The 22,380-nt window shown below is 58.3% G+C and carries 28 protein-coding genes; 1 reads left to right on the top strand and 27 read right to left on the bottom strand.

The annotated features are described in order from the left end of the window. Nucleotides 1–337: 337 nt before the first annotated feature. From HV127_RS09395 to HV127_RS09345, 11 genes are read right to left on the bottom strand one after another with little or no spacing between them, the layout of a single operon-like run. A complete protein-coding gene (locus HV127_RS09395) occupies nt 338–715 on the bottom strand; it encodes a hypothetical protein (protein WP_016808254.1) in 378 nt (125 codons plus the stop codon). Next, nucleotides 712–3,570 (bottom strand): conjugative transfer ATPase, encoded by a 2,859-nt coding sequence (locus tag HV127_RS09390; protein ID WP_016808255.1) that lies wholly within the window; start codon nt 3,568–3,570, stop codon nt 712–714. The genes HV127_RS09395 and HV127_RS09390 overlap by 4 nt, the downstream gene beginning before the upstream one ends. Beyond that, nucleotides 3,570–3,980: a TIGR03751 family conjugal transfer lipoprotein gene (locus HV127_RS09385; RefSeq protein WP_016808256.1), complete on the bottom strand. Its 411-nt coding sequence runs from the start codon at nt 3,978–3,980 to the stop codon at nt 3,570–3,572. Before HV127_RS09385 ends, HV127_RS09390 begins: the two co-directional genes overlap by 1 nt. Further along, entirely contained in the window at nt 3,980–4,348 is a 369-nt protein-coding gene (locus HV127_RS09380; protein WP_016151320.1) for a hypothetical protein, read from the bottom strand. Before HV127_RS09380 ends, HV127_RS09385 begins: the two co-directional genes overlap by 1 nt. 10 nt (nt 4,349–4,358) lie before the next feature. After that, nucleotides 4,359–5,861 carry a TIGR03752 family integrating conjugative element protein gene (locus HV127_RS09375; protein WP_182235698.1) on the bottom strand — a complete coding sequence of 501 codons (1,503 nt, stop codon included), beginning with the start codon at nt 5,859–5,861 and terminating at the stop codon, nt 4,359–4,361. After that, nucleotides 5,851–6,801: a TIGR03749 family integrating conjugative element protein gene (locus HV127_RS09370; RefSeq protein ID WP_016808258.1), complete on the bottom strand. Its 951-nt coding sequence runs from the start codon at nt 6,799–6,801 to the stop codon at nt 5,851–5,853. The genes HV127_RS09375 and HV127_RS09370 overlap by 11 nt, the downstream gene beginning before the upstream one ends. After that, nucleotides 6,801–7,460 carry a PFL_4703 family integrating conjugative element protein gene (locus HV127_RS09365; RefSeq protein WP_016808259.1) on the bottom strand — a complete coding sequence of 220 codons (660 nt, stop codon included), beginning with the start codon at nt 7,458–7,460 and terminating at the stop codon, nt 6,801–6,803. Before HV127_RS09365 ends, HV127_RS09370 begins: the two co-directional genes overlap by 1 nt. Then, nucleotides 7,457–7,813 (bottom strand): TIGR03750 family conjugal transfer protein, encoded by a 357-nt coding sequence (locus HV127_RS09360; protein WP_004115534.1) that lies wholly within the window; start codon nt 7,811–7,813, stop codon nt 7,457–7,459. Before HV127_RS09360 ends, HV127_RS09365 begins: the two co-directional genes overlap by 4 nt. Before the next feature lie 12 nt (nt 7,814–7,825). Then, entirely contained in the window at nt 7,826–8,212 is a 387-nt protein-coding gene (locus HV127_RS09355) for a TIGR03745 family integrating conjugative element membrane protein (RefSeq protein WP_016808260.1), read from the bottom strand. A 34-nt stretch (nt 8,213–8,246) separates the two neighbouring features. Beyond that, the gene (locus HV127_RS09350; RefSeq protein ID WP_003029734.1) at nt 8,247–8,489 is read right to left on the bottom strand and encodes a TIGR03758 family integrating conjugative element protein; all 243 of its coding nucleotides are present in this window, start codon (nt 8,487–8,489) and stop codon (nt 8,247–8,249) included. Then, on the bottom strand, nt 8,489–8,836 hold the full coding sequence (locus HV127_RS09345) for an RAQPRD family integrative conjugative element protein (protein ID WP_016808261.1): 348 nt from the start codon (nt 8,834–8,836) through the stop codon (nt 8,489–8,491). The genes HV127_RS09350 and HV127_RS09345 overlap by 1 nt, the downstream gene beginning before the upstream one ends. 184 nt (nt 8,837–9,020) lie before the next feature. On the opposite strand from HV127_RS09345, the gene HV127_RS09340 reads away from it, so the two are divergent. After that, nucleotides 9,021–9,368, top strand: a complete 348-nt coding sequence (locus HV127_RS09340; protein ID WP_016808262.1) for an FxLYD domain-containing protein — start codon at nt 9,021–9,023, stop codon at nt 9,366–9,368. A gap of 90 nt (nt 9,369–9,458) precedes the next feature. Here the strand turns inward: HV127_RS09340 and HV127_RS09335 are convergent, their stop codons facing one another. The 16 genes from HV127_RS09335 to HV127_RS09260 form a co-directional block, all read right to left on the bottom strand. Beyond that, nucleotides 9,459–10,217, bottom strand: coding sequence for a TIGR03747 family integrating conjugative element membrane protein (locus HV127_RS09335; protein ID WP_006785966.1), 759 nt, complete (start codon nt 10,215–10,217; stop codon nt 9,459–9,461). After that, entirely contained in the window at nt 10,210–12,309 is a 2,100-nt protein-coding gene (gene traD, locus HV127_RS09330) for a type IV conjugative transfer system coupling protein TraD (RefSeq protein ID WP_016808263.1), read from the bottom strand. Before traD ends, HV127_RS09335 begins: the two co-directional genes overlap by 8 nt. Continuing rightward, a complete protein-coding gene (locus HV127_RS09325; RefSeq protein WP_016808264.1) occupies nt 12,302–12,790 on the bottom strand; it encodes a hypothetical protein in 489 nt (162 codons plus the stop codon). The genes traD and HV127_RS09325 overlap by 8 nt, the downstream gene beginning before the upstream one ends. A 10-nt stretch (nt 12,791–12,800) precedes the next feature. Next, nucleotides 12,801–13,373, bottom strand: a complete 573-nt coding sequence (locus tag HV127_RS09320) for a restriction endonuclease (protein ID WP_017145109.1) — start codon at nt 13,371–13,373, stop codon at nt 12,801–12,803. Further along, complete coding sequence (locus HV127_RS09315; protein ID WP_016807967.1) at nt 13,373–13,906, bottom strand: integrating conjugative element protein; 534 nt, start codon at nt 13,904–13,906, stop codon at nt 13,373–13,375. Before HV127_RS09315 ends, HV127_RS09320 begins: the two co-directional genes overlap by 1 nt. A gap of 5 nt (nt 13,907–13,911) precedes the next feature. Then, a complete protein-coding gene (locus tag HV127_RS09310; RefSeq protein WP_088221852.1) occupies nt 13,912–14,547 on the bottom strand; it encodes a transglycosylase SLT domain-containing protein in 636 nt (211 codons plus the stop codon). Further along, complete coding sequence (locus HV127_RS09305) at nt 14,526–15,248, bottom strand: TIGR03759 family integrating conjugative element protein (RefSeq protein ID WP_016807969.1); 723 nt, start codon at nt 15,246–15,248, stop codon at nt 14,526–14,528. Before HV127_RS09305 ends, HV127_RS09310 begins: the two co-directional genes overlap by 22 nt. 11 nt (nt 15,249–15,259) lie before the next feature. Beyond that, the gene (locus HV127_RS09300; RefSeq protein ID WP_016807970.1) at nt 15,260–16,018 is read right to left on the bottom strand and encodes a hypothetical protein; all 759 of its coding nucleotides are present in this window, start codon (nt 16,016–16,018) and stop codon (nt 15,260–15,262) included. Next, nucleotides 16,015–16,680: a PilL N-terminal domain-containing protein gene (locus HV127_RS09295; RefSeq protein WP_016807971.1), complete on the bottom strand. Its 666-nt coding sequence runs from the start codon at nt 16,678–16,680 to the stop codon at nt 16,015–16,017. The genes HV127_RS09300 and HV127_RS09295 overlap by 4 nt, the downstream gene beginning before the upstream one ends. A 136-nt stretch (nt 16,681–16,816) precedes the next feature. Then, the gene (locus HV127_RS09290; protein ID WP_004115558.1) at nt 16,817–17,065 is read right to left on the bottom strand and encodes a DUF2442 domain-containing protein; all 249 of its coding nucleotides are present in this window, start codon (nt 17,063–17,065) and stop codon (nt 16,817–16,819) included. Further along, on the bottom strand, nt 17,049–17,291 hold the full coding sequence (locus tag HV127_RS09285; protein WP_016807972.1) for a DUF4160 domain-containing protein: 243 nt from the start codon (nt 17,289–17,291) through the stop codon (nt 17,049–17,051). Before HV127_RS09285 ends, HV127_RS09290 begins: the two co-directional genes overlap by 17 nt. 64 nt (nt 17,292–17,355) lie before the next feature. Then, nucleotides 17,356–17,892: a single-stranded DNA-binding protein gene (locus HV127_RS09280; RefSeq protein ID WP_016807973.1), complete on the bottom strand. Its 537-nt coding sequence runs from the start codon at nt 17,890–17,892 to the stop codon at nt 17,356–17,358. 60 nt (nt 17,893–17,952) lie between these two features. Continuing rightward, a complete protein-coding gene (locus HV127_RS09275; RefSeq protein WP_016807974.1) occupies nt 17,953–18,423 on the bottom strand; it encodes an STY4534 family ICE replication protein in 471 nt (156 codons plus the stop codon). A gap of 635 nt (nt 18,424–19,058) precedes the next feature. Next, nucleotides 19,059–21,068 carry a DNA topoisomerase III gene (locus HV127_RS09270; protein WP_016807975.1) on the bottom strand — a complete coding sequence of 670 codons (2,010 nt, stop codon included), beginning with the start codon at nt 21,066–21,068 and terminating at the stop codon, nt 19,059–19,061. A 15-nt stretch (nt 21,069–21,083) separates the two neighbouring features. Next, nucleotides 21,084–21,638, bottom strand: a complete 555-nt coding sequence (locus tag HV127_RS09265; protein ID WP_016807976.1) for a hypothetical protein — start codon at nt 21,636–21,638, stop codon at nt 21,084–21,086. A 1-nt stretch (nt 21,639) separates the two neighbouring features. After that, nucleotides 21,640–22,365, bottom strand: coding sequence for a PFL_4669 family integrating conjugative element protein (locus HV127_RS09260; protein ID WP_016807977.1), 726 nt, complete (start codon nt 22,363–22,365; stop codon nt 21,640–21,642). Nucleotides 22,366–22,380 lie beyond the last annotated feature (15 nt).

The raw sequence follows: 22,380 nt of genomic DNA, 5'->3' as shown, positions 1-22,380 counted from the left end.
CCAGACGGCATCCTTCATGGTTTCTCCTACTCCGAAGGCGAGCTATAGGGAATCCTGACTGCTTAGCAATACATTTATCCAATTTTCGACGTATCTCGAGTCTTAATGTGCCAGCCATAACAAAGCCAACGTCCTAGTTGATATCATCAACATAGCGCACGTTGGCTTAGGGTGAAACTCTATTTTCAAGGAGGAAACTTTATTTTCATCCCACACCTCGCGCGTTACCGTTTTACTAAAACTCGCCAGTCATAAAAAAACCGGCCCCAGCGGCCGGCATCAAAAAAGCATTCTGTTCTTTTTGTTATCATGCTCCTGGTGAAGACAAGTTTTCGTTTTAAACGTCCAGCCCGTTAATCCACAGCATCAGATACGCCAGGTCGGCCGAATCCGGCACCGTGATATACCAGCGCGGATGCGCATACTCCTCTTCCTGCGGCCAGCTCGTCTGTCCCGTCACGGTGATAAGGATGTTCACCGCCTGCTTCAGCTTTCCCTCAAGATAGATGGCCACGCTGCTGCTGAGTCCCACCCGGTGCGGGTGACAGGTCATTCTGACCGGACCGGTCAGGCGCTGCCTGAGCATTGCCCGCAGCCTCACCAGGTGCTGATGGGTCGCCGGGAGCACACCGGGCTCCCCCTGAGGCGACAGGGTGAACAGGGCTGAGCCACTGTGCTCATGAATAGTGGGTTCAGGGTACTTCAGTGTCATCATACCGTGGCAGGCTCCTGTTGTTTTTCCGTCAGACCGCGCAGACGGTCCAGATTCTGCGCGACGCGTTTTGCCGCCTCCAGTTCGCTGCAGTGAAATTCATTCATCAGCGCCCGGCGTTCGGCTTTCTCTTCTTTTTCCGTCATGCCCAGTGCCAGGAAGAGACTGGGCGGCACGGCACGAAACAGCGCTTCGATCCGTTTCGCCAGCACCACGCCTTCCGTATAACACCCCGACAGTTTACTGGCGGAAAGCAGCACCGATTCCTGCTCCGGCGTGAGCGCGCGAAAACGGCTGATATCTTTGACCTCTTCCGGAGGCATGGTCAGACAAATCCACCATTCCGCCATGTTAAGCATCTTTTCGGCAATGTCTGGGTAATCCTTAAGATTCTGGGTGGCCAGCCACAACCAGGCCCCGAGCTTACGCCACATCTTGACCACCTTGGTCATGTACGGCGACAGCAGCGGATTAACCGTCACGATATGCGCCTCATCCACCGTGAAGACAATATCCCGGCCCAGGAACTGGTCACGCTCCGCGATGTTGTTAATCATGTTGGTCATCGAGACCATGGTCAGGGCCATCTGCGCCTCGTAGCCCTCACGCGCCAGATGCCCCAGGTCGACCAGCGTCACGTCCGCTTCCGGCCACAGCTCCCCTTCACGGTTGAACAGCTCCGCTTCAAAGCTCCCGGCCTGAGTGAACATGCCCAGGGATTCCGCCATTTCCGCCGCTTTCGCCTTGCGCTGGGCATTGCGGACATTGATGACGCCCTCATCGTTGTCAGAGGCAATGTCGTACAGCGCCTTCTGCAGGTCAGACGGCAGCATCTGCCGCCCTTCCTTATACGTGGCATGTGCCGCCATCAGCAGCGCCTCACGTATCATCGCCCTGTCGGCACGCTTAAGGTCAGCCTCTTCTTTCGGGTCACCGCCGGTGATCATCATGCGCGCGGAGATTTCCATTTCACCGAGAACGTCACGCTTGTCATCCTCGCCATCGTCGTCCGTGTCGATATCCGGCAGGTCGCTCTCATCAACGGCCTGGGCGGCCAGGCCTTCTTCCACCAGTTTGTGAGCATCAGCAAACGGCGGCAGACTGACGCCGCTCCCGGGTTTGACGCTGATTTTATTCACCGTCAGCCCGAGGCTGTCAAAGAAGTCGGCCAGCAGGCCGAACGAATTCCCGGCCTCCGCAATAAACAGCCGCGGACGATGGACGGCCATCAGCTGGGAGAGCGCGGCACACAGCGTGGCCGACTTGCCCGCCCCGGTCGGGCCGAACAACAGCAGATGCGCGTTCTGGGTGCGGTCGAGCTTGTTGAGCGGATCGAATGTCAGGGTATCCCCGCCGCGGTTGAAAAAGCTGAAGCCGGGGTGCCCCGTGCCGGTTTCCCGCCCGGTTACCGGCAAAAGTCCTGCCAGGTGCTGAACCCATGTCAGACGGGTATACCAGTGTTTTCTGTCGCTGTCCGGGTTAAAGCACATCGGCAGCGCCCGCAGCCAGCTGTTCAGCGGACCTTCTTCAAACTCCGGCCGTACCGGCTGCAGACCGGCCCCGAGCAATACGGTGGACAGCTCCAGCCGCTTGCGCTTCAGGCTGGTCATGTCGTCGCCGCGCAGCAGGAAGGTGATCCCCGCCCGGTACAGCTTGTGCCGGTTGCCCAGATACTCTTTGACCGTCTTCACATCCTGGCGGACGCGGCCCGACTCGGTATTCTCACCGACCGCATTTTTCGACAGCCGGTTAAACTGCTCTTCAAGCCGGTCCTGGGGCTGTACCACCACGGTCATGCACACCATGGTCCCTTCCGGAAACATATCCATCAGGGCATTAATTTTCTTTTCACCCCGGCTTTTCTCGCCGGTCAGGGTGCCCGGCTCCGGCGGTGTACGCAGTTTTTCCACCGCCACCGCGCAGTGCGGCTTGTTGTCAATCCACCACACGCCGTTTTCCGGGTCTGAAACCGGCGGCGTGAACCACAGGGTTTCGGCAAAATCATTGCTGACCGGCACGGTGCCTTCAGGTGTCTCGCGCGGGTCTGCGTAAGCAGCCTGCCGATAGAGCGTGGTTTTCTCCACCCAGTCCGGTGACGGATTGAACAGCCGCAGCAGCCAGCCATGCACCTGCAGGCCGTTCTGCCGGGTGCAGCGGATCCCCGCCCCGCCCAGGGCATTAACGACCCGGTCGCACACCTGATTGAGCATCGCCACCGGCGGCATCGGATCCCGGCTTTTACCAAGCCAGCGATAAACAACCATCCGGGTGCGGCGCTGCTGCCCGCGCCACGGCTGGCCGGTAATCAGCGAGTCAGTAAAAAGTCCCTCAGGCCGGGAGATACTGCGGATATGGCGCTCCATTTCACCCAGCCAGGCGTCGGTAAACGCCGTGCGCTGTGCATGTGGTTTGACATACCCGCGCAGCCTGTCCAGGTACGCGTCAGTGTCGTCCTCGTCCTGGCAGAAGAACTGCACGACCCAGGGATTCACGTCATGTTCATCAAAGCTGTCCTGAAGTGCATCCTCAACCGAGTCCCGGATCTGTTCCAGGCGCTCTTCGGTTCGCCCTTCGGTCGCCACCGGTGTCACATCATAAACGGCCCCCACCGACACGCCGTCATCGAGCAGGAGACACTGCTCTTCATCGAGAAATTCTGCCCAGGGCAAAAAGTCAATGATGGACGGATTGGCGTGATAAACCTTCTCCTCATCCTGGCGCGTCATTTTCCCGGGGCGCTTCAGAGGTTGCCGGCCCTTCACGGCCGCGGTCAGGGTTTCATCTGCCTGAACGGACTGGCCGTCATCAACCGGCGTCTGCCGGTCGGTGGATTTATTACGCGTAAACAGTGAAAGCATTACAGGGCCTCCGTGCGCTCGCCAGGCATGGCATACTGCGTCTGGCTGTAGAACGGGAACACAGTGCTGTAACCCGGCACCGGCGTGTTACCGTCTGCCAGATGGGGATACAGGTACATCACCATGTCGGGGTTGGGCAGCCGGGGAAACTGCTGGGTGATTTCGCTTTCCTGAGTACGGCTGTAGCTGCGGTCGGCCTGCGCGTCCGCCTGCGTTTCGCTGCCAGTCAGCGGGCGTCGCAGCGTGTCGCGGACCGCCGCAGACTGGCGGGAAGTACTGCCGCCACCGTCCGCCCCGTTCCACAGTTCCAGCATGGTGTTATCGCCCGCCGGCAGCATTTCCTCTTTGGAGGTTGAGCAGCCGCTGAGCATCACACAGCTCAGGGCCAGAATGAAAACCGTTCTGTACATTACCGGTATCTCCTTTGTGAGGCGGCCGGATCGTAACCGCCGCAGATAAAAACGAACGCACTGACATTCAGCAGGTGCCCCAGCTCCCGTAATGTCATACGCGGGCAGTAAAGCCGGCGCGGGATTTTCGGGCTGCGCCACGAAACGGCACACTCCCGGGCACTGAGCGGCAGGGAGAACCTGCCGATATCCAGTAAAAGCTGGCCATCGCGCCAGCGCAGTAAAGGTGCGCCGGCAGGCAACAGCGCTACGGGTCGCAGCAACAGAACCGCAGAAGACGCAGGGATCACGTCAATATGCCAGCCTGCCCCGTCGCTGAACGTCCAGCACACGGATGAAAGAGGGAAAAACGTTATCTGTCCCGCCATGGCCGTGTACTCAGTCCAGTCCGCCGTTGTCACTGATGCCACCCGGCAGGGTGAAGTCGTAGCGCACCTTACGGCCCTTATCTTCATAATCAATGGCCAGCTGACGGGTGATATGCACGGCGAGACGGGCACCAGGCGGCACATAAATGGCATCAAACGTCATCCCGTAACGCTGTTTGATCCAGTCGGTGGTTTCAGACATGCCGCCGGAAATGGCTTTCCCCAGCGCCGCCTGTCCGGCGTCGCCGGTCATGGTGGCGGAAATGCCATTCACGTTATTCTGTGTGGTGTACTGCCCCTGGCTCATCGCTTCACCCGCCGCACCGGCAGCCGACAGGCCAAAAATGGTGGGCAGATAGGTGGAGGCATTGGACTTACGTTCGCCGCCAATGCACGGGATCCCGTTTTCATCCGAAATCCAGCCGATACCGCCACTGGTGCCGGTATCCTGTTTAGCCTGAGCGTTATTATTTTGCCCGCTGGCGTTGTTACTGGCGTCGGGTCTGGGGAGGGTGCGTACCGTACCGTCGGAAAAGACAAAGGTGACGCTGTTAACCTGCCCGCGCACACAGGACAGTGTCCAGTCTCCGCTGGCCGTCCCGGAAACAATCGCCCCTTCGACGTCCGGTAACTCGATGCCGTTCGCCGTCAGGTTATCCTTACCGATAAGCACCTTAAACGGATAAGGATCGGTCACGGTGCCGTTGATGGGCACACGGCCAAGCAGTGCCGTCATGGCGCGGCTGCCGACCAGCGTGGAATTTTCCGGCAGCGTGTAAACCGGCTCTGCGCTCTCTTCCGCCCCTTTTTCATTCGTACGTCCCTTCACTTTCTCCTCATAGGCCGCTTTCTGTCGGGTCAGCTCATTTTCACCCAGAAAAGAAGTCGGGAACTGAGGAGATGCCTTGCCGCTGGCCGCGTCCCGCGGGTCCGTCTCTTTCTGGTCCGTCGGCGCGACCCACATCATGCCGTCGCTGCCCTGAGAAGCCGCCCCCCCGGTACTGCTGCCCATGCCGTCCAGGCCCAGCCCCAGCGGGATATCGCTGTCCGCCGTTTTTTTCTCGGTGTCAGGCTTTTTGAGTTTGTCGGTCAGCTCCTGGATTTTCGCCGTCAGGCTCAGTTGTTCGTTCTGAAGCTGCGCCTGCCGCTTGTCGTACTGCTCGCGCAGACCATTAACGGCCTCATTCACCTGTCCTGAAACGTCCTGATTGCGTCGGCGCAACCGCTCGTTTTCTTTCACCAAATCCGCGTTCTGCTTATCCAGCGTTTTCTGGCGGTCACGCACATCGTTCAGCCGGCCGATAAGCGTGCGCAGGGTGTCCTCCGGCGTGTCGCCTTCCACACCCAGCGCCTTCAGTTCATCCGGCGAGAGATTATGCAGGGGGCCGCTGCTTTGTTTTGCCTGAGATTGTTCTGCCGGTTCGTTTTTGCAGCTTTTGAGCCCCACGGCCAGCCCGGCAATCACCACGGCCGGCACGATAATTTTCACCAGGGCATTAGATTTAATCTGCATGGCGGGCCTCCTGTTTTACCGTGCGGGCCGCTTTACGCAGCGCAGACGGCTCAGCAATAAATGCGCTCTCCGGACGACCGGCGGTCACCACATACACCGTGGTGGTGTCTTCCGGCGTGCCGGCAGGACCGACCCAGCGGTGCTGGAAGGTGGCGGACACAAACTGTCCCTGCAGCGAGCGTGGATCCAGAACGACCTTACGGCTGCCGGTGTTCGTGAGCCTGAGTGCCACCACGCTGCGGTTTGCCACACCCCAGCCAGCCAGCGGCGTGACCGTTAATGGTTCAGAGGGATACAGCGTGCTGACACGTCGGGGCAGATGAGGATTGACCGGATGAATACCCGGGACCGCCTCGACCGTACGTGCCGGAGCATAAAGGCTCTGAGCGGCATAGCGGGTCAGCAGCACCGGGATGGGGGCGCTGTAGCGGATTTTTTTACGCTTTGCCTGAGTACCATCATCGCTGCCGGTGGGAGCAGATGAGCCTGATCCGGAAGCAGCCCGGTCTGCACCACCTGGCTGACCGGCCGCATCGCCGGCGTGACTCAGCGTGCTGACATCACCGCTGTAGACCAGCCGCACCGGCTCAGTCGGCCCTTTTTCACCGGCGGCGATATCAAACAGCAGAACCTCGCCGCTTTCCACATCCTGCAGCTGCACCCGCGTCTGCGGAAAGGCGCTGTCGGCTTTCAGGTAGACGGCTCCCCCGGTGCTCTGCACCCGGAGTTTACCGTTAAGCGCCGGCGGAAAACCGACGCGGACGTTTTTGTCCACAAAGACCACCCGCTCCTGCCCCACCTTCAGGGGGATCTGCAGCGGAATACGCTCCCATTTCATCAGCTCATCTGCGCCGGCAGGACGTGATACCAGCATTGCCAGGGGCAGCAGGGCGAAGGACAGCGCCATCAGCCCGGCGCGGTAGTGGGGGTTTTTACTCATCACTGAAACACTCCTGACTTCTCCGGTTTAGGTGCAGGCGGTGCCGCCTCCAGACGCTGGGGCACACCGGCATAACAGTCCAGCGCCAGACCGAACGGGTTGCGCTCCGCATCACCTTCCCAGCGCACCACTTTAAGCGGGTAACGTACCAGGGCGCGTTTGACCGGCTCGGCATGGAAATATTCGTCGGCCACCACGTCCAGGCGGGCAATCCAGTGATCGCGATCCTGTACGGTCACGCTCTGTGACTGGTAACCGCGACCGGGCACTTCATACACCACGCGCACGCGGTCGGTGAGCTCCCCGGCGTCACCGCGTTTCTTTGCATCCGCTTTCAGGAAATCCTGACAGGACGGCGTCAGATACGGCGACAGCGCATTGATTTTGCCGGAATAATCCACCTCGCCGTTTTTCGGCCAGGCATTGAGCTGCTGAAAAATGTAGAACGCAAAGGAGTAGACCGTCGGGGGTGGCACTTCCCACCAGGGCCGCGTGCTGCCGGTACGTAAATCCGGCGGGTTATGCACGGTCAGCTTGCTGGGCGCCAGCATCCAGCCGGCACAGGTGAATAAAAGGAAAAAGGCGAGCACGGCGCAGGCGATGCGCAGCGTCTGAATATGCTGGTCGCGGTCTTTTACCGCATGGCGAAAACGGCTCATGAGGCTCTCCTGTTACGTTTCACTGACCAGCCCCGGGCATCCACTATCAGTTTCGGATTGCCCATCCCCAGCCGGCGTTTTTTCGTCTCCAGTCGCTGCCAGAGCCAGTTCTCAGGCTTACCGCGCTTGAGCCTGGCCATCCAGCGGCCGCCGAACCAGACGAGCAGCAGCGGCATGACCAGCAGGCCGGTGGGAACAACAACCCAGCCGGCAAGCGGGATAAACGGCAGTGACAGGAGCAGACCCGCACCCGCGCCGGCAAGGGCTGCCAGCCCCATCTCATGGGTGGTAAACCCGCGAAACACCACGGGCTCACTGTTGAGACGGTCAGGTAAAAAACGAATGGTCTGCATCGTCGCAGGCTCCTACAACAGAATGTCGGCAGACTTGCCGAGCAGCCAGATAACGGCAACCAGCAGCACCACACCCACCACCACAATGGCCCCGAATTTGGTCCAGGTGGCTTTCTCATTGCGGACTTCGGTGAAGGTGTGCAGGGCGGCAATGGCAACGTTGATAAAGGCAACGGCCGCCACGACCAGCCCCCCGATAACAATGCCGTCCTGCAGGTAGCCCTTGATTTGTCCCGACAGCCCGCTTCCGCCTCCGGACTCAGGCGCTTCAACGCTTGGCAAATCCGCAAAGGCCGGTTTGCAGGTGAGCCAGCCCAGCAGGGCAAGCGTACCGGCGCGGGTCAGCGTACGACTGCCGAAACGGCGCAGGCGGGCAACAACAGACTCAGAATGGTGCATGGGATTCATCTCCTGACTTAACGTTTTGAATGAGTTAACTGGCAAACATCCAGATACACACAAGCAACAGCAGCACGGTGCGGACGGCAAAACGCCCCAGGGCCGCGTCACGCACTTTGGTGTTACTCCAGCCGGTCCAGACATCCGACAGCGCCCACGCGGCCCATAAAAAAAGAAACGCCAGCAGTGCCCCGATGCAGAGCAGATGAAGGATGTTCACATCAAGACTGCCGGAGCCGGCTTTAAACGCGTTCGTTTGTTCGGATGTCATGGGCATCAGGGCCGCTCCCGCCGGTAATTACCGGCCACAAAAGACGGGTCACGCGGTTGCGCGCGGGAGGGCTCCAGATAGCGGTCAATGCCGCTGCGGATGGTGTTGAGATCGGATGTGGCCTGACGGTAATCAAAGAAAAAGCGGCCACGGTCAGCCGGGTCGGCCTGTGCAACCGCCACGCGGGCCCGTTCAAGCGACGCCTGAACCTGGTCCAGCTGACGCTGAACAGACGCAAGCTCGTCTTTCTCGGATGCCTGTGCAGCAGCTGATGCCAGAAAGGTCAGCAATACCAGGCCAGTGATGCCCGGGACACGACGGTTGCGCCGCATGGCCGGACGATGTGAGTTCATACGCACCTCCAGAAGGATTAAGGGGTGCGGACAGGATGCGGAAGAGGGAGCGTCGGGTCAGCGATAAACCCTAAACAGGAATTTCAAAATTAATTGCAGGTCTGTGCCGGTGGCAGGTTTAGCTGTAAATAAAGGTTCATTGTGATATTAAGAAAACTCAACGGTAAACAGAGGGAAAATGAAAATGATGAAGACTGTTCTGAAGGCCACGTTAATCACTGCACTGATTACCGGCCCTGTTCTTGCGGCCGACGGTACTGGCAAAGTCCAACTTTCAGACCTGCATTTCGCCACAGCAGCAAATGGTTTGCAGCAAATTGAAGGCACGGGAACAAACGTGTCAGGTGGGCCTGTGAAGACTGTAATTGTCAAATTCAACTTGCTTCAGAATGGGGCAGTAATAGGAAATACGGCAGCGATGGCTGAAAATCTGGAGCCGGGTCAGCAATGGAAGCTACAGGCCCCCTACGACAGCATAACCAACAAGCCAGACAGCTTCAAAGTGACAGAACTGACGGTATTTAATAACTGACACTGACGCGCCAGTAACGGTCGTTTCATGGCTTGTCTGCTGACGGCAGGCGCGCAAAACAAGTTTTGCACGCCTCCGTCCAGCCCTGATTTAAAGATACTTCTTGAACGACGCAGTGGTCACCGTTACGGCGATCCCCAGCAGAACAGCCGCCGGCAACAACAGCAGATTGGGGTAGACTGCCGTGGGCCAGGAAAGGTACAGCATGGCGGGCACCACAGCGGCCGGTTTGACCAGCTTCTTGGCATGATGATAGACAAACGAACTTTCATACCCCGCGCCGTACCGCCGCAGATCACGCCGCCCCAGCCCCTCAACCAGCGCCACCACCACGACCAGCACAAACAACGGCACGGACAGCACCAGGATGGTGACGCGTACCAGGGTGATAATGCTGATCCATACCGTGGCCAGCAGGTATTCACGCAGGTAGCCGGCAAGCCAGCCGCTCCAGCTGTTGATTTCCCGGGTGACGGCATTGTCACTGTGCATCTGGTGTGCATACTGCTGCCGGACCCAGTCCAGGAAGCCACTGTCCACAAAGGCCCACTGATAGGCGGTGCTCACCCAGCGCACAACCGTCACCGATGGTTCAGACAGCAGCAGGCTGCGGGTGAACTCTGTGGACAGCCACCCCAGCTCGGTGTTCATGACCGCTTCACTGTGCGCCGCCCCGGCTTCCGGCCAGAAGAAGGCGATGCCGATATATTCAATCAGCAGGCTCAGCAGCAGCGAGGACAGCACCACGCCCACCAGGGCCCATGGCCAGCCCCAGAGCAGATTATACAGAATGCCGTGCTTGCGTTCCGGCAGCGTCTGCTGCTGTGGGGGACGTTTTACCTCAGCCATTCGCCCCTCCTGTGACCGGCACGTTCAGGGCCGGACCGTCCCGCCACCAGGATTCACCGCTGTGATAGCTGCGCCGCATCTCCTCCGCTATTTTCTCAATACTTTCCGGCATCAGCACATCATCAGCATCCCCGGCAGGCAGCGGCATGCGGATTTTCCACAGTTGCCCGCCTTCCAGCAGGGCAAACGCCTGCCCTTTTGGCAGCGTCACGATATCGGCCGGCTCCAGCAGCGGGACTTTTACCGTCCCGACGCGGTCCTGGGTGCTTGAGGTGAAGTCCTGGTCTGCATTGACATCCGCCGTGTCCTGGTGCCCGGAGACCAGCGTTTTGGTGTAAATCTCCACCTGCGGCAGCTGCGTGGTCAGCAGCTCGGCGGTGCGGTTCTCCCTGACGCGCAGCATAATCAGGTTGTTAAAGTTACCCTGTACCTGGGCCGTCTTGGCCGCATTCCCGATGCGTGCCTCAATATCAGAAGACGTCTGGGTATAGGCTGTCACCTGCATGCCGGCACCGCCCCCTTTGTTGATGAGAGGAATAAACTCATCCCCCATCAGCTCGTTAAACTCATCGCAGTGCAGGTTAATCAGGGACTTCCCTTCTTTCCCGCCCGGCAGGCCAGCATTGATACCGTGTTTATAAATGTGCCCGGCCACACTCACCAGATCGGCGAACATGGAGTTACCGACCGCGCTCGCCACTTCACTGTCACTGAGCGCATCGAGCCCCACATACACCACGGCTTTTTTACGGATGATCTGTTCCCAGTCAAAAATCGGCCGCGTGTCGTCAATGTCCTGATAATCCGGCGACAGCAGCTCGGCGGTCTTGCCGGTGGTCAGTTTTTCCAGCAGCGGCAGCAGCGACGCCACGATTTTGTCAAAGTAAGTACGGTCATAACGTACCGCTGACCGCAGCCCGTCAAGGATGGGATCATAGAGTTTTTTACCCTCTTCTGAACTCAGGGCAACCTCAATGGCCCAGATACGTAAGGCATCCGGCTGACCCTGCATGTTACGGGGCACGTCGTCCTCTCCCAGCACCTGCTGATTATTCTCAATCTGCGTCTGCAGAGCCGGCAGCTGCGCCTGGATGATTTTTTCCGCATAGCGGATATAGAGATCGGCGATATTGTTCACGTAGCGCATGATCAGCGTGTAGTCAGGGCGCTCACCCAGGGCGACCAGCGCACGGGCGATGATGTTGACGAACCGCCAGGCAAATTCGCGGAATGCCGCGCTGTTCCCCTCACCCGACAGCTGACCGGCCACGCGGGACGCCACCTCTGACACGCGACCAAAACGCCCGACGGCATTATAACGGGCTGAAATTTCAGGCCAGCCAAGATGAAAAATATACAGCTCGTCCCCGCGTCCGGCCCGGTGGGCCTCTGCCCAGACGCGTTTCATCAGGTCTGCGTCGCCTTTCGGATCAAACACGATGGTGACTTCACCCCGCCGGATATCCTGGGTGACTAGCAGCTCTGCCAGCCGGGTCTTCCCGACGCGCGTGGTGCCGTACACCACCGTATGGCCAACGCGCTCCCCCAGAGCCAGGGTGACGTCTTTTTCGTCGGGCTCGATGCCGTGCAGCGCCGGATTGCCGCCCACCGGTGGTAACGGCCGCACCGGGTTCAGCGGCGTATCGGCACTCAGCAGCTTACCCAGCCAGGGCAGACGGTGCTCTGTCATCATTTCGAGCTGACGCGCCCCCAGGTAAAAGCGGTTTGGCTGCAGGTAACGGGCCACTTCAGGGCGCAGCGTATCCTGCAGCCGCTGGGTGTGTTTTTGCGTCCAGCGGAACCCCCGGCCTAGAAACAGGCGACGATGACTGACGGGGATCTGTTTAGTACTCATGACATAGCGCGTCAGGCGGCGGAGATTCCGGCGGTAGCGAATAATCTTCATCCCCTGATGCGTGCGGGTGACGGCCAGCGCCGCAAACCCGGCTGCGGTGACATAGCTGACAGTCGGAGCCAGAGCGACAGCCCAGGGTGCCTGCACACAGACATACGCCGCCATGCCCGATACCACGGCGGTATTCAGCTCAACGGCCGGACGCAGCAGGGCCTCAATGACGTAACGGTTACTCATCGTCTGCCTCCTTTATAATTTTACCGTCGGCCATACGGATATACGTTCCCCTCCCGGCACCGGCTTCCCTGCAGGAAAGGGAGTGGTAACGCAGGGCATCCGCCAGTAAGCGCCAGAGCACATACAGAACATTCGACAGGATGAAAAAAATGATCCATACGGCCCGCAATGACAGCAGGTAATTGTTCGCCGCGGTTTCTGTGGAGACGGCAGTGACGGTACAGGCTGCCGGCTTTGCCTCAGGCGGAGCCGCATTATCAGGCACCGGGCATTCCTCCCACATGTAATGTCCGGGCGGCGCGGTGCGCCATGCCGTTGCCTCCTTCTGCAACTGGTCGTTCAGGTCACTGACCGGATGGCCGAAAACAAGCCAGGCGAGCAGGCAGACACCGCCGAAAGCGGCAGGCACGAAAACGGCATGACGGAATAAACAGAACACAAGCCACAAAGCGTAGCGCAGGCTGTTCAGGATGATGTGCATAAAAGATTCCTCAGAGATACTGCCGGACGTCCTGCCCGGCGAGAATGGCCAGCAGGCGTTGCCCGCTGATGATGCGCAGGCGCGGTGACGCCATATGAAGGGTGCGGCTCATTTTTCCGGTACGGCCCGTGTGGATAAAGAGCCCCCGGCGGCCGGAGTGCAGGAGAAGTCGGTCGAAGTCCTCAACATGTGCGGGGGAAACAGCACGACTGTACCGTTTGGCCTGGATAAGCCAGTGCTCGCCGTCGATGATGACCTGGCCATCAAGGCCGCCGTCACCGCTGTAGGAGGCATTGCGCACCACGGTTAGCCCCTGACGTTCAAAGGCAGACAGCAACAGCTCTTCAAAGACATAGGGGCTGATTTTGCGCAGATAGGTCAGACGCTGCCCGTCTCCCGGCAGGAGGGTCAGTTTATTCAGTACCCGCCCCGCCGTTGCCCGGTATCGCCGGTGACGGCGGGTGCTGGCTTTCTCACGCCAGCGCAGGTTCAGAAAGGCCATCACCACCAGGAAAAGGACTATCAGTATGACCGCCCCATAAGGGTGTGCCATCAGCAGACCGTTGATATCTGGCGTGCTCATTACGGCTTAAACTGCTGCGTCAGGCCGGTATCGGTGATGAGTACCGGATAATGCTCAATCTGCAGGCGACGGGCCAGCTCGCTGCCGGAAGCCGGGGCCAGGCTGACACCGGGTGCCAGTTCGCGCAGCTCGCGCACGGTATCCATGTCTGTGACGTTGACTATCATCCCGGCCGCATGCTGTTCAGCCAGCGCGCCGGCATTGGCTTTCAGCCATTCACGGGACAGAGCATCATCCCCGATCAGAAACAACGCCCCGATGCCGGGCAACTGCAGCGGCCGGTCTGCTGTATTCCCCGGGCTCAGTTCAGGTGTGTTAACGGGTAACATACCCGCCATCCCGTCAGCCAGCGGAACACCGTGGTCCGGCTGGCGTGAAGGCTGTACGTCACTGACGCCGGGCATGCCGGGCTGTTTATTAACGGCCTCAAAATACGGCGCAGCATCTTCACCGCCCAGATCAGCAATCACATTCAGTTCAGCATGGCCGGTCAGGGGAAGGAGGGTAAACAGCAGTAAGGACAGCGTTTTCATCAGGGTTATCTCCCGGGTTCAGTCCAGACGAAGCCTGGATCGGGGGTGAGCGCAGCAACCGAGCGGGGCGCTTCAGCTGCCGGCGCAGAAATGCGGGGTGCAGGGCTGATTTTTGCCAGATGCCCTCTCACAATGGCGCGGTAACGTGCAGCAGGCTGACCACCTGCGGGATGGTGGTAGCAGCCGGCCGCATCCAGCCAGCTGCCTGGCTTACGCGCCCAGCACTCACGCAGAATGGTGGCGGCGGCGTTCAGGTTGGTGTAAGGGTCAAACGCATCCCACGTCGAGGCAAAATGATGACCGTTCCAGCCCAGATTGACCTGGGCAATACCGACATCGATGCGCTTAAGCGGGTGACTCTTCATAAAGACCTGCAGCGCCTGCCAGGCCTGCAGGCGCGTCTCATAGCGATACCCTTTGCCTGCCACATTGATGGTCCAGGGCCATGGCCGTATTCCGCGGGGAAGTTTGCGCGAAGACTCGCTCAGTGATACCGAGTAAAGCGCTTCGGGGGGCACGCCGTGCGCCATGGCCACGCGGACGTAACCCTCCGGCACCGTCTGGTCAGCATGGCCGTCAGGGACGGCCGCCATCAGTAAGCCCAGCGCCAGTGCGCCGGTCAGAATGCTGCGATTGCCCATTTACCGTCTCCCGCCTGCTGCAGTAAAACCGGCATCAGGCCGTTACCAAAGCGCATCCACCGGCCGCCGTCGTGGTTAAGCGTGATCTGGCGCTTGCGGACCTTTTCCACGGGAATGTGATGGTCCCGCGCCCAGCTGCGAAGCGCATCATCACTGCCCTGGCTGTCGACCAGATAGATGTCCACCGGCCGGTTGTCAGCCAGCACGGCAGACAGTTTCGCGTCGCAGGTTGCGCAGTCTTTTGACCTGACGAACAGCGCCAGCCGGCCGCCACTGTCGTGCGCCACGCCGGAGGCGTTCCCCATATTGACCGGCAGTGTGCCCGGATACAGGCGCTGCCAGGCCGCGTTCACCTCACGCTGGAAATCAAGCTCTTTCTGGGTGCGGGCAAACTCTTCCTTCACCCACTTTTCAGCAAACTTACGGCGCTCTGCCGGCGTCTGCGCCTCGATACCGAGGGTGGAAAGCGGATCGAGACCCGGCGACTGGGTACCCCGGGGTCCCTTCATCAGCTGCTGATAACGCTGATAATCGTCGGCACTGAGTCCCCACTGACCGGCCTGCTGCTGCAGGTTTTGCTGTGCGGAGTCCGCCCGTTGTGTTGATTCCTGTCGGCTGACATCCATCTGTCCTGATGTGGTCGCGGCCAGGGTCAGGGGACTCAGCAGCATGGCGGCTAAAAAGGTATGTTTCAGTTTCATCATTCGCTCCGTTATTCTGCTCTGAGCACGGTCTGGCGGCCGTTAACCCGAAACGTCGCCTCACCATAACCGGCACTGACCAGCGTCCAGCCGGACACGGTTTCACCCTCTCCGACCAGGGCCACCTGCGACAGGTTGCTGTAGCCCCGGGGCGCGATGGCAGCCCAGGACTCTGCCCCCCGCTTCTCCACTCCCGTCAGCACAAAAGGCGCAGTGCGGGCCACGCGAAGGGATGGAGCAGAACGACGTGTGTCAGCGGGACGGGGCTTTTTTGCAGCAGGCTCGTTTTTTTTTACCGGTGAGGCGACAGGTGCGGCGGGTGCGGGTGCCGGCTGTGATTTCAGCGCTGTCAGCTGCTCAGTCAGCGCACTCAGGCGGGTTTCCAGCCCCTGCTGGGCGTCCTGAAGGGTTCGCAATGACTGACGCACGGCGTCGTCGCTGCCGGCCTGTTTCGCTGCTGCGCTCAGCTCCTGCTGCATCTCGCCAAGTTTTTTCCGGGTATCCTGCAGGCCGGTTTTGAGCGTGGTCACATCTGACTGCAGGGCCGCGACTGTCTCAACAGTGGCCGCTGTACTGCCCTGAGATTCAAGGCGTGCAAGGCGTTCATCAAGGTTCGATATGCCCAGACTGAAGGCGGTGTAGCCCAGCGCCAGAATGCCGGCCAGCGCCACACCGCTGGCAGCGCCCCAGATGAGGCGGCGGCGGGGACGCCAGCTGAATCTTTTACGGGCCGGAGCGGGGTCAGTATGGAATGGTTGCTGTTCGCTCATTTTCTCAGAAACCCTCCGCTGACAGGTTTAACGGGTACTGACTGAGGGGCGCTGATGGCCGGTTGTGACACGGCGGACGGCGCAGGCGTGGACCAGGTGCTGACCGGCGGCGGAAGCTGGGAGACCGGCAGCTGGTAGCCGTCGCGCAGGCTGTGGCAGACCACACGCTGTACATCATCCACCTCAAGCTGCCAGGCCGGACCGGCCAGGACCTGCAGGGCAGTACGCAGGCGCATCGGGCCCAGCTGGTACTGGACGGCCGGCAATGCCTGGCGGTAAAGCACGCCGTTGGCGGAGCCGGTCGCGCACAGGGAATAACCGGACTGGCGCAGGGCGTAACGCAGCGCATCCGCCACAGTAGGATGCAGGGATGACGGGATGCGAATATCAATAATTTGCGAGAGAGGGTCACGCTGGGCCGCCTGCGGATCGGTACTGACCAGCAGATAACGATCGTAGCGCACCACTTCCGGCGTCCGCGCATACTCGTCCGGAGAGACCGGCTGAACGTTGCGGGTGACGGTGGTGCCGGGTGTCGGGTCCGCAGGCTCACGTTGCTGCAACTTTTGCGGCTGGGAAACACAGCCCGCAAGGAGCAGCAGGGGAAGAACAGTGGCAAGCCTGCCTGGTGAAAATATGTTGTGAGAGGTGTTACGTTTCATCCGGAATTTTCCTGTACAGTGATAAAACAGCCCTCACTGTGCGGAATCAGTCCGGTTTCACTCAATTAACAACTGATTTTCCGTTGATGAAAAAAAACGCCGGCAAAAGCCAGCGTTTTTCACTAATAGCGCGCTGTCAGGCTACTTTATGGGGACGATGGGTCACATCGCCGCGGCCTTCAAGCAACCCCGCAATAGAAATGTCTTCGTCCAGCGCGTCCCAGTGGATACCACGGGGACTCAGTTCATAGCTGTTAAGCTGTTCAGTTGAAGCATGCAACAGGCGTGGAAACCATGCCAGCGGCACACCGATGGTACGGGCGTCGTTGAGTTCAACCCACATCGTGGCCTCATCGAAGCTGACCCGTTTAGCTGAAATAGTCATTCCAGGCCTCCAGAAACAATGCTTGGTTATCTTCAACGATCCCCGTCAGTTCTTTTAATACCCGTGAATTAAACCCATCGTTACTGGCCAGAGCCACTGATGGCGTTAACCAGAATTTGGCTTCACTACCTGCTTTCATTACGTGAATGTGTGCAGGTTCGAGCGGGTTACCTTCATTAGAATAAAAAAAGAACCGGAAACCGTTGATCCTCAGTATAACAGGCATGTCAGTTATCCTTAAATGCTGACCGGATTATGTGTAAGTTCAGAGCAACTGCCATAAAGGCTGTTCAGAGTGCATGGATTGCCGATTTTGGTACTCCATACCCGAATCCAATGAACGGTATATCGTCATCGAAGTCCATCGGTGGCGCACCGGCACTGCTGCCGGAAGCCTGGCCACTGTGAGTCGGTCCGGAAGGTTGCTGAGGCTGGCCCCAGTCATTCCGGGAAGACGTATTCTGACCGCTGCCGGACTGGCGACCGCCAAGCATCTGCATGGTGCCACCAATGTTTACCACCACCTCTGTGATGTATTTCTCCTGGCCAGACTGATCGGTCCATTTGCGTGTGCGCAGCTGGCCCTCGATGTAAACCTGGGAGCCTTTGCGCAGATATTCACCCGCAATTTCTGCCAGCTTGCCGAAAATAACCACCCGGTGCCATTCGGTCACTTCTTTCTGTTCACCGGACTGCTTATCACGCCAGCTCTCAGACGTGGCCAGAGAAAGGGTGGCAACTGCACTGCCATTGGGAATATAACGCACTTCAGGATCCTGGCCGAGATTACCGACAAGAATCACCTTGTTAACGCCGCGTGAGGACATAATCATTTCTCCTGTAAAGAATAAAGAAACACCCCGCGAACGGGGTGTGTCAGGTGCGCATCAGAATGAGTTTTCTGCGTAGTTTTGTTGTGCGGCAGAGCCATTCTGCGGCGGCACGGAGTCAGATTTTTCAGTCTTGTAGACCATGTCCTGGCCTATTTTGATCCAGTCCACCTTTATCAGGCGGGCTTTCAGACTGACACGCTGTTCGCCGGCATGCTCGCCCTTGTTCAGCGTAAATATGTCCGTGGACGGATTACTCAGGTTAAAGCCCAGCAGGACTTTTTTGTCTTCATCGACGGCTTTCTGGCAGCGGGCGATAAGGCTGGTAGCCTCTTTACCTGCGACAGAAATGTCAAAACGGACGTAGGCCGGATTGTCAGTCGGACCGCTCAGTGCATTGATTACGCAGCTGAGGAACGAGCCATTCTGATGGTTAACCTGGCGGATGTTGCTGAGATACCCGATGCCTTTAATAGTCAGGTTGAAGTACTCAGATTTTGCAGATGCAGAAGTATTGTTTGCAGACATGATGTTTTCTCCATGGAGGTAAAAATAGGTACGACGGAGAAACCATCTGCCCTGACGGGAGTGGTTTCCCGTCGGGGGTCAGGATCGGTTGAATCCTGAGAGTCTGGTATGTTGAAGGAACCTTCATCGCCGCGTCGTAATGCGCTTGTACAGGCGATATCTGCTTTCAAAGGTGCGCAGATGTACCAAAGTTTGCTCCCTTTCAGGTTACAGGAGCTTTCGCTGTAGCCACCCGAAGGCGATTCTCACAGGCTACTGAATCATTGGTGGTCGTATGAACGACGGTTTAGCACTTTTATAATTAAACCGTCCTCCCTGAATGTCAACGGTCAAAATGGAAAACGTGATCCGTAAAAATAAAAGGGCACCGTTTCCGGTGCCCTGGGGTCAGTGCCTTAACCTGCGGTCGTCTCATCTGTCTCCGGGGAATAATCCCGACGCGGTTTTCACGGAGTGCATGCGTCTTACAGGTCAGTTAGTGTGCAATAACTTCCTGCCAGGCCTGCTGGGGGTAAATCCCGTTAAAGTTTACCTTACAGCACCGTGGCCAGCGGGGCACCTATGCATCAAAGCCTGGCAACAATAGCAGAACCCGGCCCGGGGTTGTACAGTGAAATAGTTCAATACTGCGCGGATTATTCTGTTTTAGCCTTAACCGATGTTTTTTTACGCTTCGCTGCTTTCTTCTTACCTGTACTGATAATTCCCTCACAGTCCGGATAGCGTATGCACCCCCCAAAATCACCATTTTTACCTTTACGTTTACGCGGGGGTCCTTTGCATAACGGGCAGGGAGGCGTGACGGGAGCAGTAATTTTCACACTGTCCTGGCGGCCTTTTTCGACAAGGTGACGGGTCCACTGCAGCTGCTTTTGCATAAAGACCGCAAGCGACATTTTCCCCTGCGAAATATCATCCAGTGCCTGCTCCCATAATGCGGTCATGCCCGGGCTCGTCAGCGTTTCCGGCAGGGCCGCAATCAGCTCCCGGGCCATCTGCGTTGAGTGGATGTGCTTCCCTTTTTTCTCCAGATAGTGTCGTTTGAAGAGGGTTTCAAGCACGGCCGCACGCGTCGCCTCTGTGCCCAGACCGGCGTTATCACGCAGCACTTTCTTCAGCTTCGGGTCACTGACGAAACTGGCCGCGTTCTTCATGGCAGCAATCAGCGTCCCCTCCGTGAACGGTTTGGGCGGACTGGTTTTCATATCCTTAACCTCAGAACCGGTGACAGCGCAAATATCCCCTTTTGCCAGCGCCGGCAGCGCCATACTGTCACCGTCGACGTCCTCTTCATCGTCATCTTTTTCAGCCAGGAACAATGACTTCCAGCCCGTCACCACACCGACTTTCCCGCGTGTACGGAACAGCTGTCCACCGATATTGAAAGAGGCCTCCGTCACGTCAGATTCCTGCAGCGGAAGGAACTGGGCGAAATAATGCTGGCGAATCAGCTGGTAGACCTTCAGCTCATCGGCGCTGAGGCGTGACAAATCAAATGCCTGTCGGGTGGGAATGATGGCATGGTGCGCGGTGATTTTTTTGTCATTCCAGACACGCGAGACAAACTGCCTGTCCAGCTGATTCAGTACCGGGGCCACAGCCGGATCGGATTTCGCCACTGCCGCCAGCACGTCGGATATTTCCTGCTGCATGGAAGTTGGCAGAAAACCGCAGTCTGTACGGGGGTAGGTGGTCGCTTTGTGGGTTTCGTAAAGTGACTGAGCAATGGCGAGCACATCATTTGCGCCCATGCCGAATTTTCGGGAACAGACCTGCTGAAGGGTGCCCAGGTCAAAACAGAGGGGTGCCGCCGTTTTCTCCCGCTTCTGTGTCACCTCCAGTACCGCAGCCCTGCCCTGCTGCTGACACAGCTGTCCCACCGCCCGGGCAGCCTGAGGATTGATGCAACGCTTTTCCTCATCACAGTACTGCTCAACGGGCACCCAGCCAGCCCGGAACCGGACGCCCTCTTTTTCAATAAGCGCATGTACCTGCCACCAGGGCTTTGGCACGAAGGACGTAATTTCATTATCCCGGTTAACCACCATGGCAAGCGTCGGCGTCTGTACCCGCCCGACGGACAGCACTTCTGACACCCCTGAGTCACGGGCCTTGAGAGTATAAAGGCGGGTCAGGTTCATACCGATGAGCCAGTCAGCCTGGCTCCGGCCCTTGCCGGCATCGTACAGCAGGGCTGTTTTTTCTCCGGGAAGAATATTGCCCAGTGCTTCCTTCACACTGGCCTCATCCAGGGCTGACAACCAGAGCCGGCGTACCGCGCCACTGTAGCGGCAGTATTCCAGCAGCTCACGCGCGATCACCTCGCCCTCGCGGTCGGCATCGGTGGCGATGACCACCTCAGAGGCCTTTTTGAGCAGCTTACTGATAACAGTGAACTGCGATTTTGTCTGCTCCTTGACGACCATTTTCCAGGCCTCAGGCAGCACAGGCAGAACATCGGCACGCCACGGCCTGCCATACTGCTCGCCATAGGCTTCAGGGCTGGCAGTTTCGAGTAAATGGCCGACCGCCCAGGTCACAACGATGTTACCGCCGCTGATAAATCCCTGCTCACGCTTGCTGATGCCCAGCACGCGGGCAATATCCTTTGCCTGGGAGGGTTTTTCACACAGAAAGAGTTGCATGTGTTGCCTCCCGCATCAGCTTTTTTCACCCGCCGCAACAGCGCGGACATCATTCATCAGTTTCGTGACGCCGGACCGGGCCAGGCGCTGTGATGATGATGAGCGATAGACAACATAGAGCCTGCTGCCGGACCCGTTTTTTTCGATTTCGATATCCAGGTGATCACGTCCGTTCCAGTCGGAGCCCATTTTGTAGTAGCTGCCCGGCATGGCGTCCCAGACGGGATGCGCATCATCTTCAGCCGCCGCTTTCCAGTCCCCGTCATTTGCTGCCTGGCGCATGGACTCAAGCTCCTGCGTGGAAATGAATTTATAGTGCCGCTTTAAGCGGGCCGCTGCCGTATCCACATCGACCGGCACGGAGAACGTTTTATCGACGGACTGCATGGCCTGTTGCCCTGCCGGGCTCATCAGCGGCATCCCGCCACTTTCTCCGCTGCTGTTGCCGCCCAACGTTTTTGTCAGGTTTGCGGCTGTGTCACTGACCTGTTTATTAATCGCAGCCCAGTCCGTTGTTGCGCATCCGCTCAGTAAAAAGAAGGAGGTGAGGAGGAACACAGGACGAATCATATTATTCCTCCTCTGCTATGTTGTTTTTAAGCGGAGGTGAGAACGAAGAGCGTTTTTTACCGCTTAACACATCCGGATCAGGTTCGCCATTTCGCTCAATGGCAACAAGCCCTTGCGTGGTTTTTTCTGCAATATCACGGCGAGTCACTGCAAGTGTTCGGTAAGGCTGAATCACGCCATAGACCTGACGAACAGCATGGCCACCATTGTCCAGGATAGTGTCACGTTGCGAACGCGAAATCAGCCCGTAATGAAAAGCCTGGAAAGCTTTCATTGCTAACTGATCATATCCAACCAGAAGCCATACGCACCGGTATCCTAACGGTGAACGGCTGAAAACGCTGACATTTAACGGATCGGCTGATTCAACTTCCGAGAGCGTTACCCCTTTGGGTACGGCTGACAATATGGCATCCAGTGAACTGAAGTTTTCATTAATTTTAAGTGTTGCTCGTTGCAGGGCTTCTTCGAGCCGTACCAGAGCCATATCGGCATAGGGATTATCTGCCGCTGAGTCTCGGGAAGCATTACCAGCTCGCGCAATGGCTTGCGGCATGCTGATTATTTCAGGCCTCTTTTTTTTCACCCCTGTATCGTCCGGAGCATCACGTTTCCTGCCCTCCCAAAGCCGGATTGCATAATGTGTATGGAGCAGGATATTAACAGAGGACTGTAGGGCCCCCGCTCGTGAAGCGGTCGTTCCGCCCTTTGTTTTACCATCAGACATGTCTAACGCCTCTCT

This window comes from Klebsiella sp. RHBSTW-00215 (genome assembly GCF_014103785.1).
In the GTDB taxonomy this organism is placed as follows: domain Bacteria; phylum Pseudomonadota; class Gammaproteobacteria; order Enterobacterales; family Enterobacteriaceae; genus Klebsiella.
This window is presented reverse-complemented; position numbering and strand designations above follow the sequence as displayed.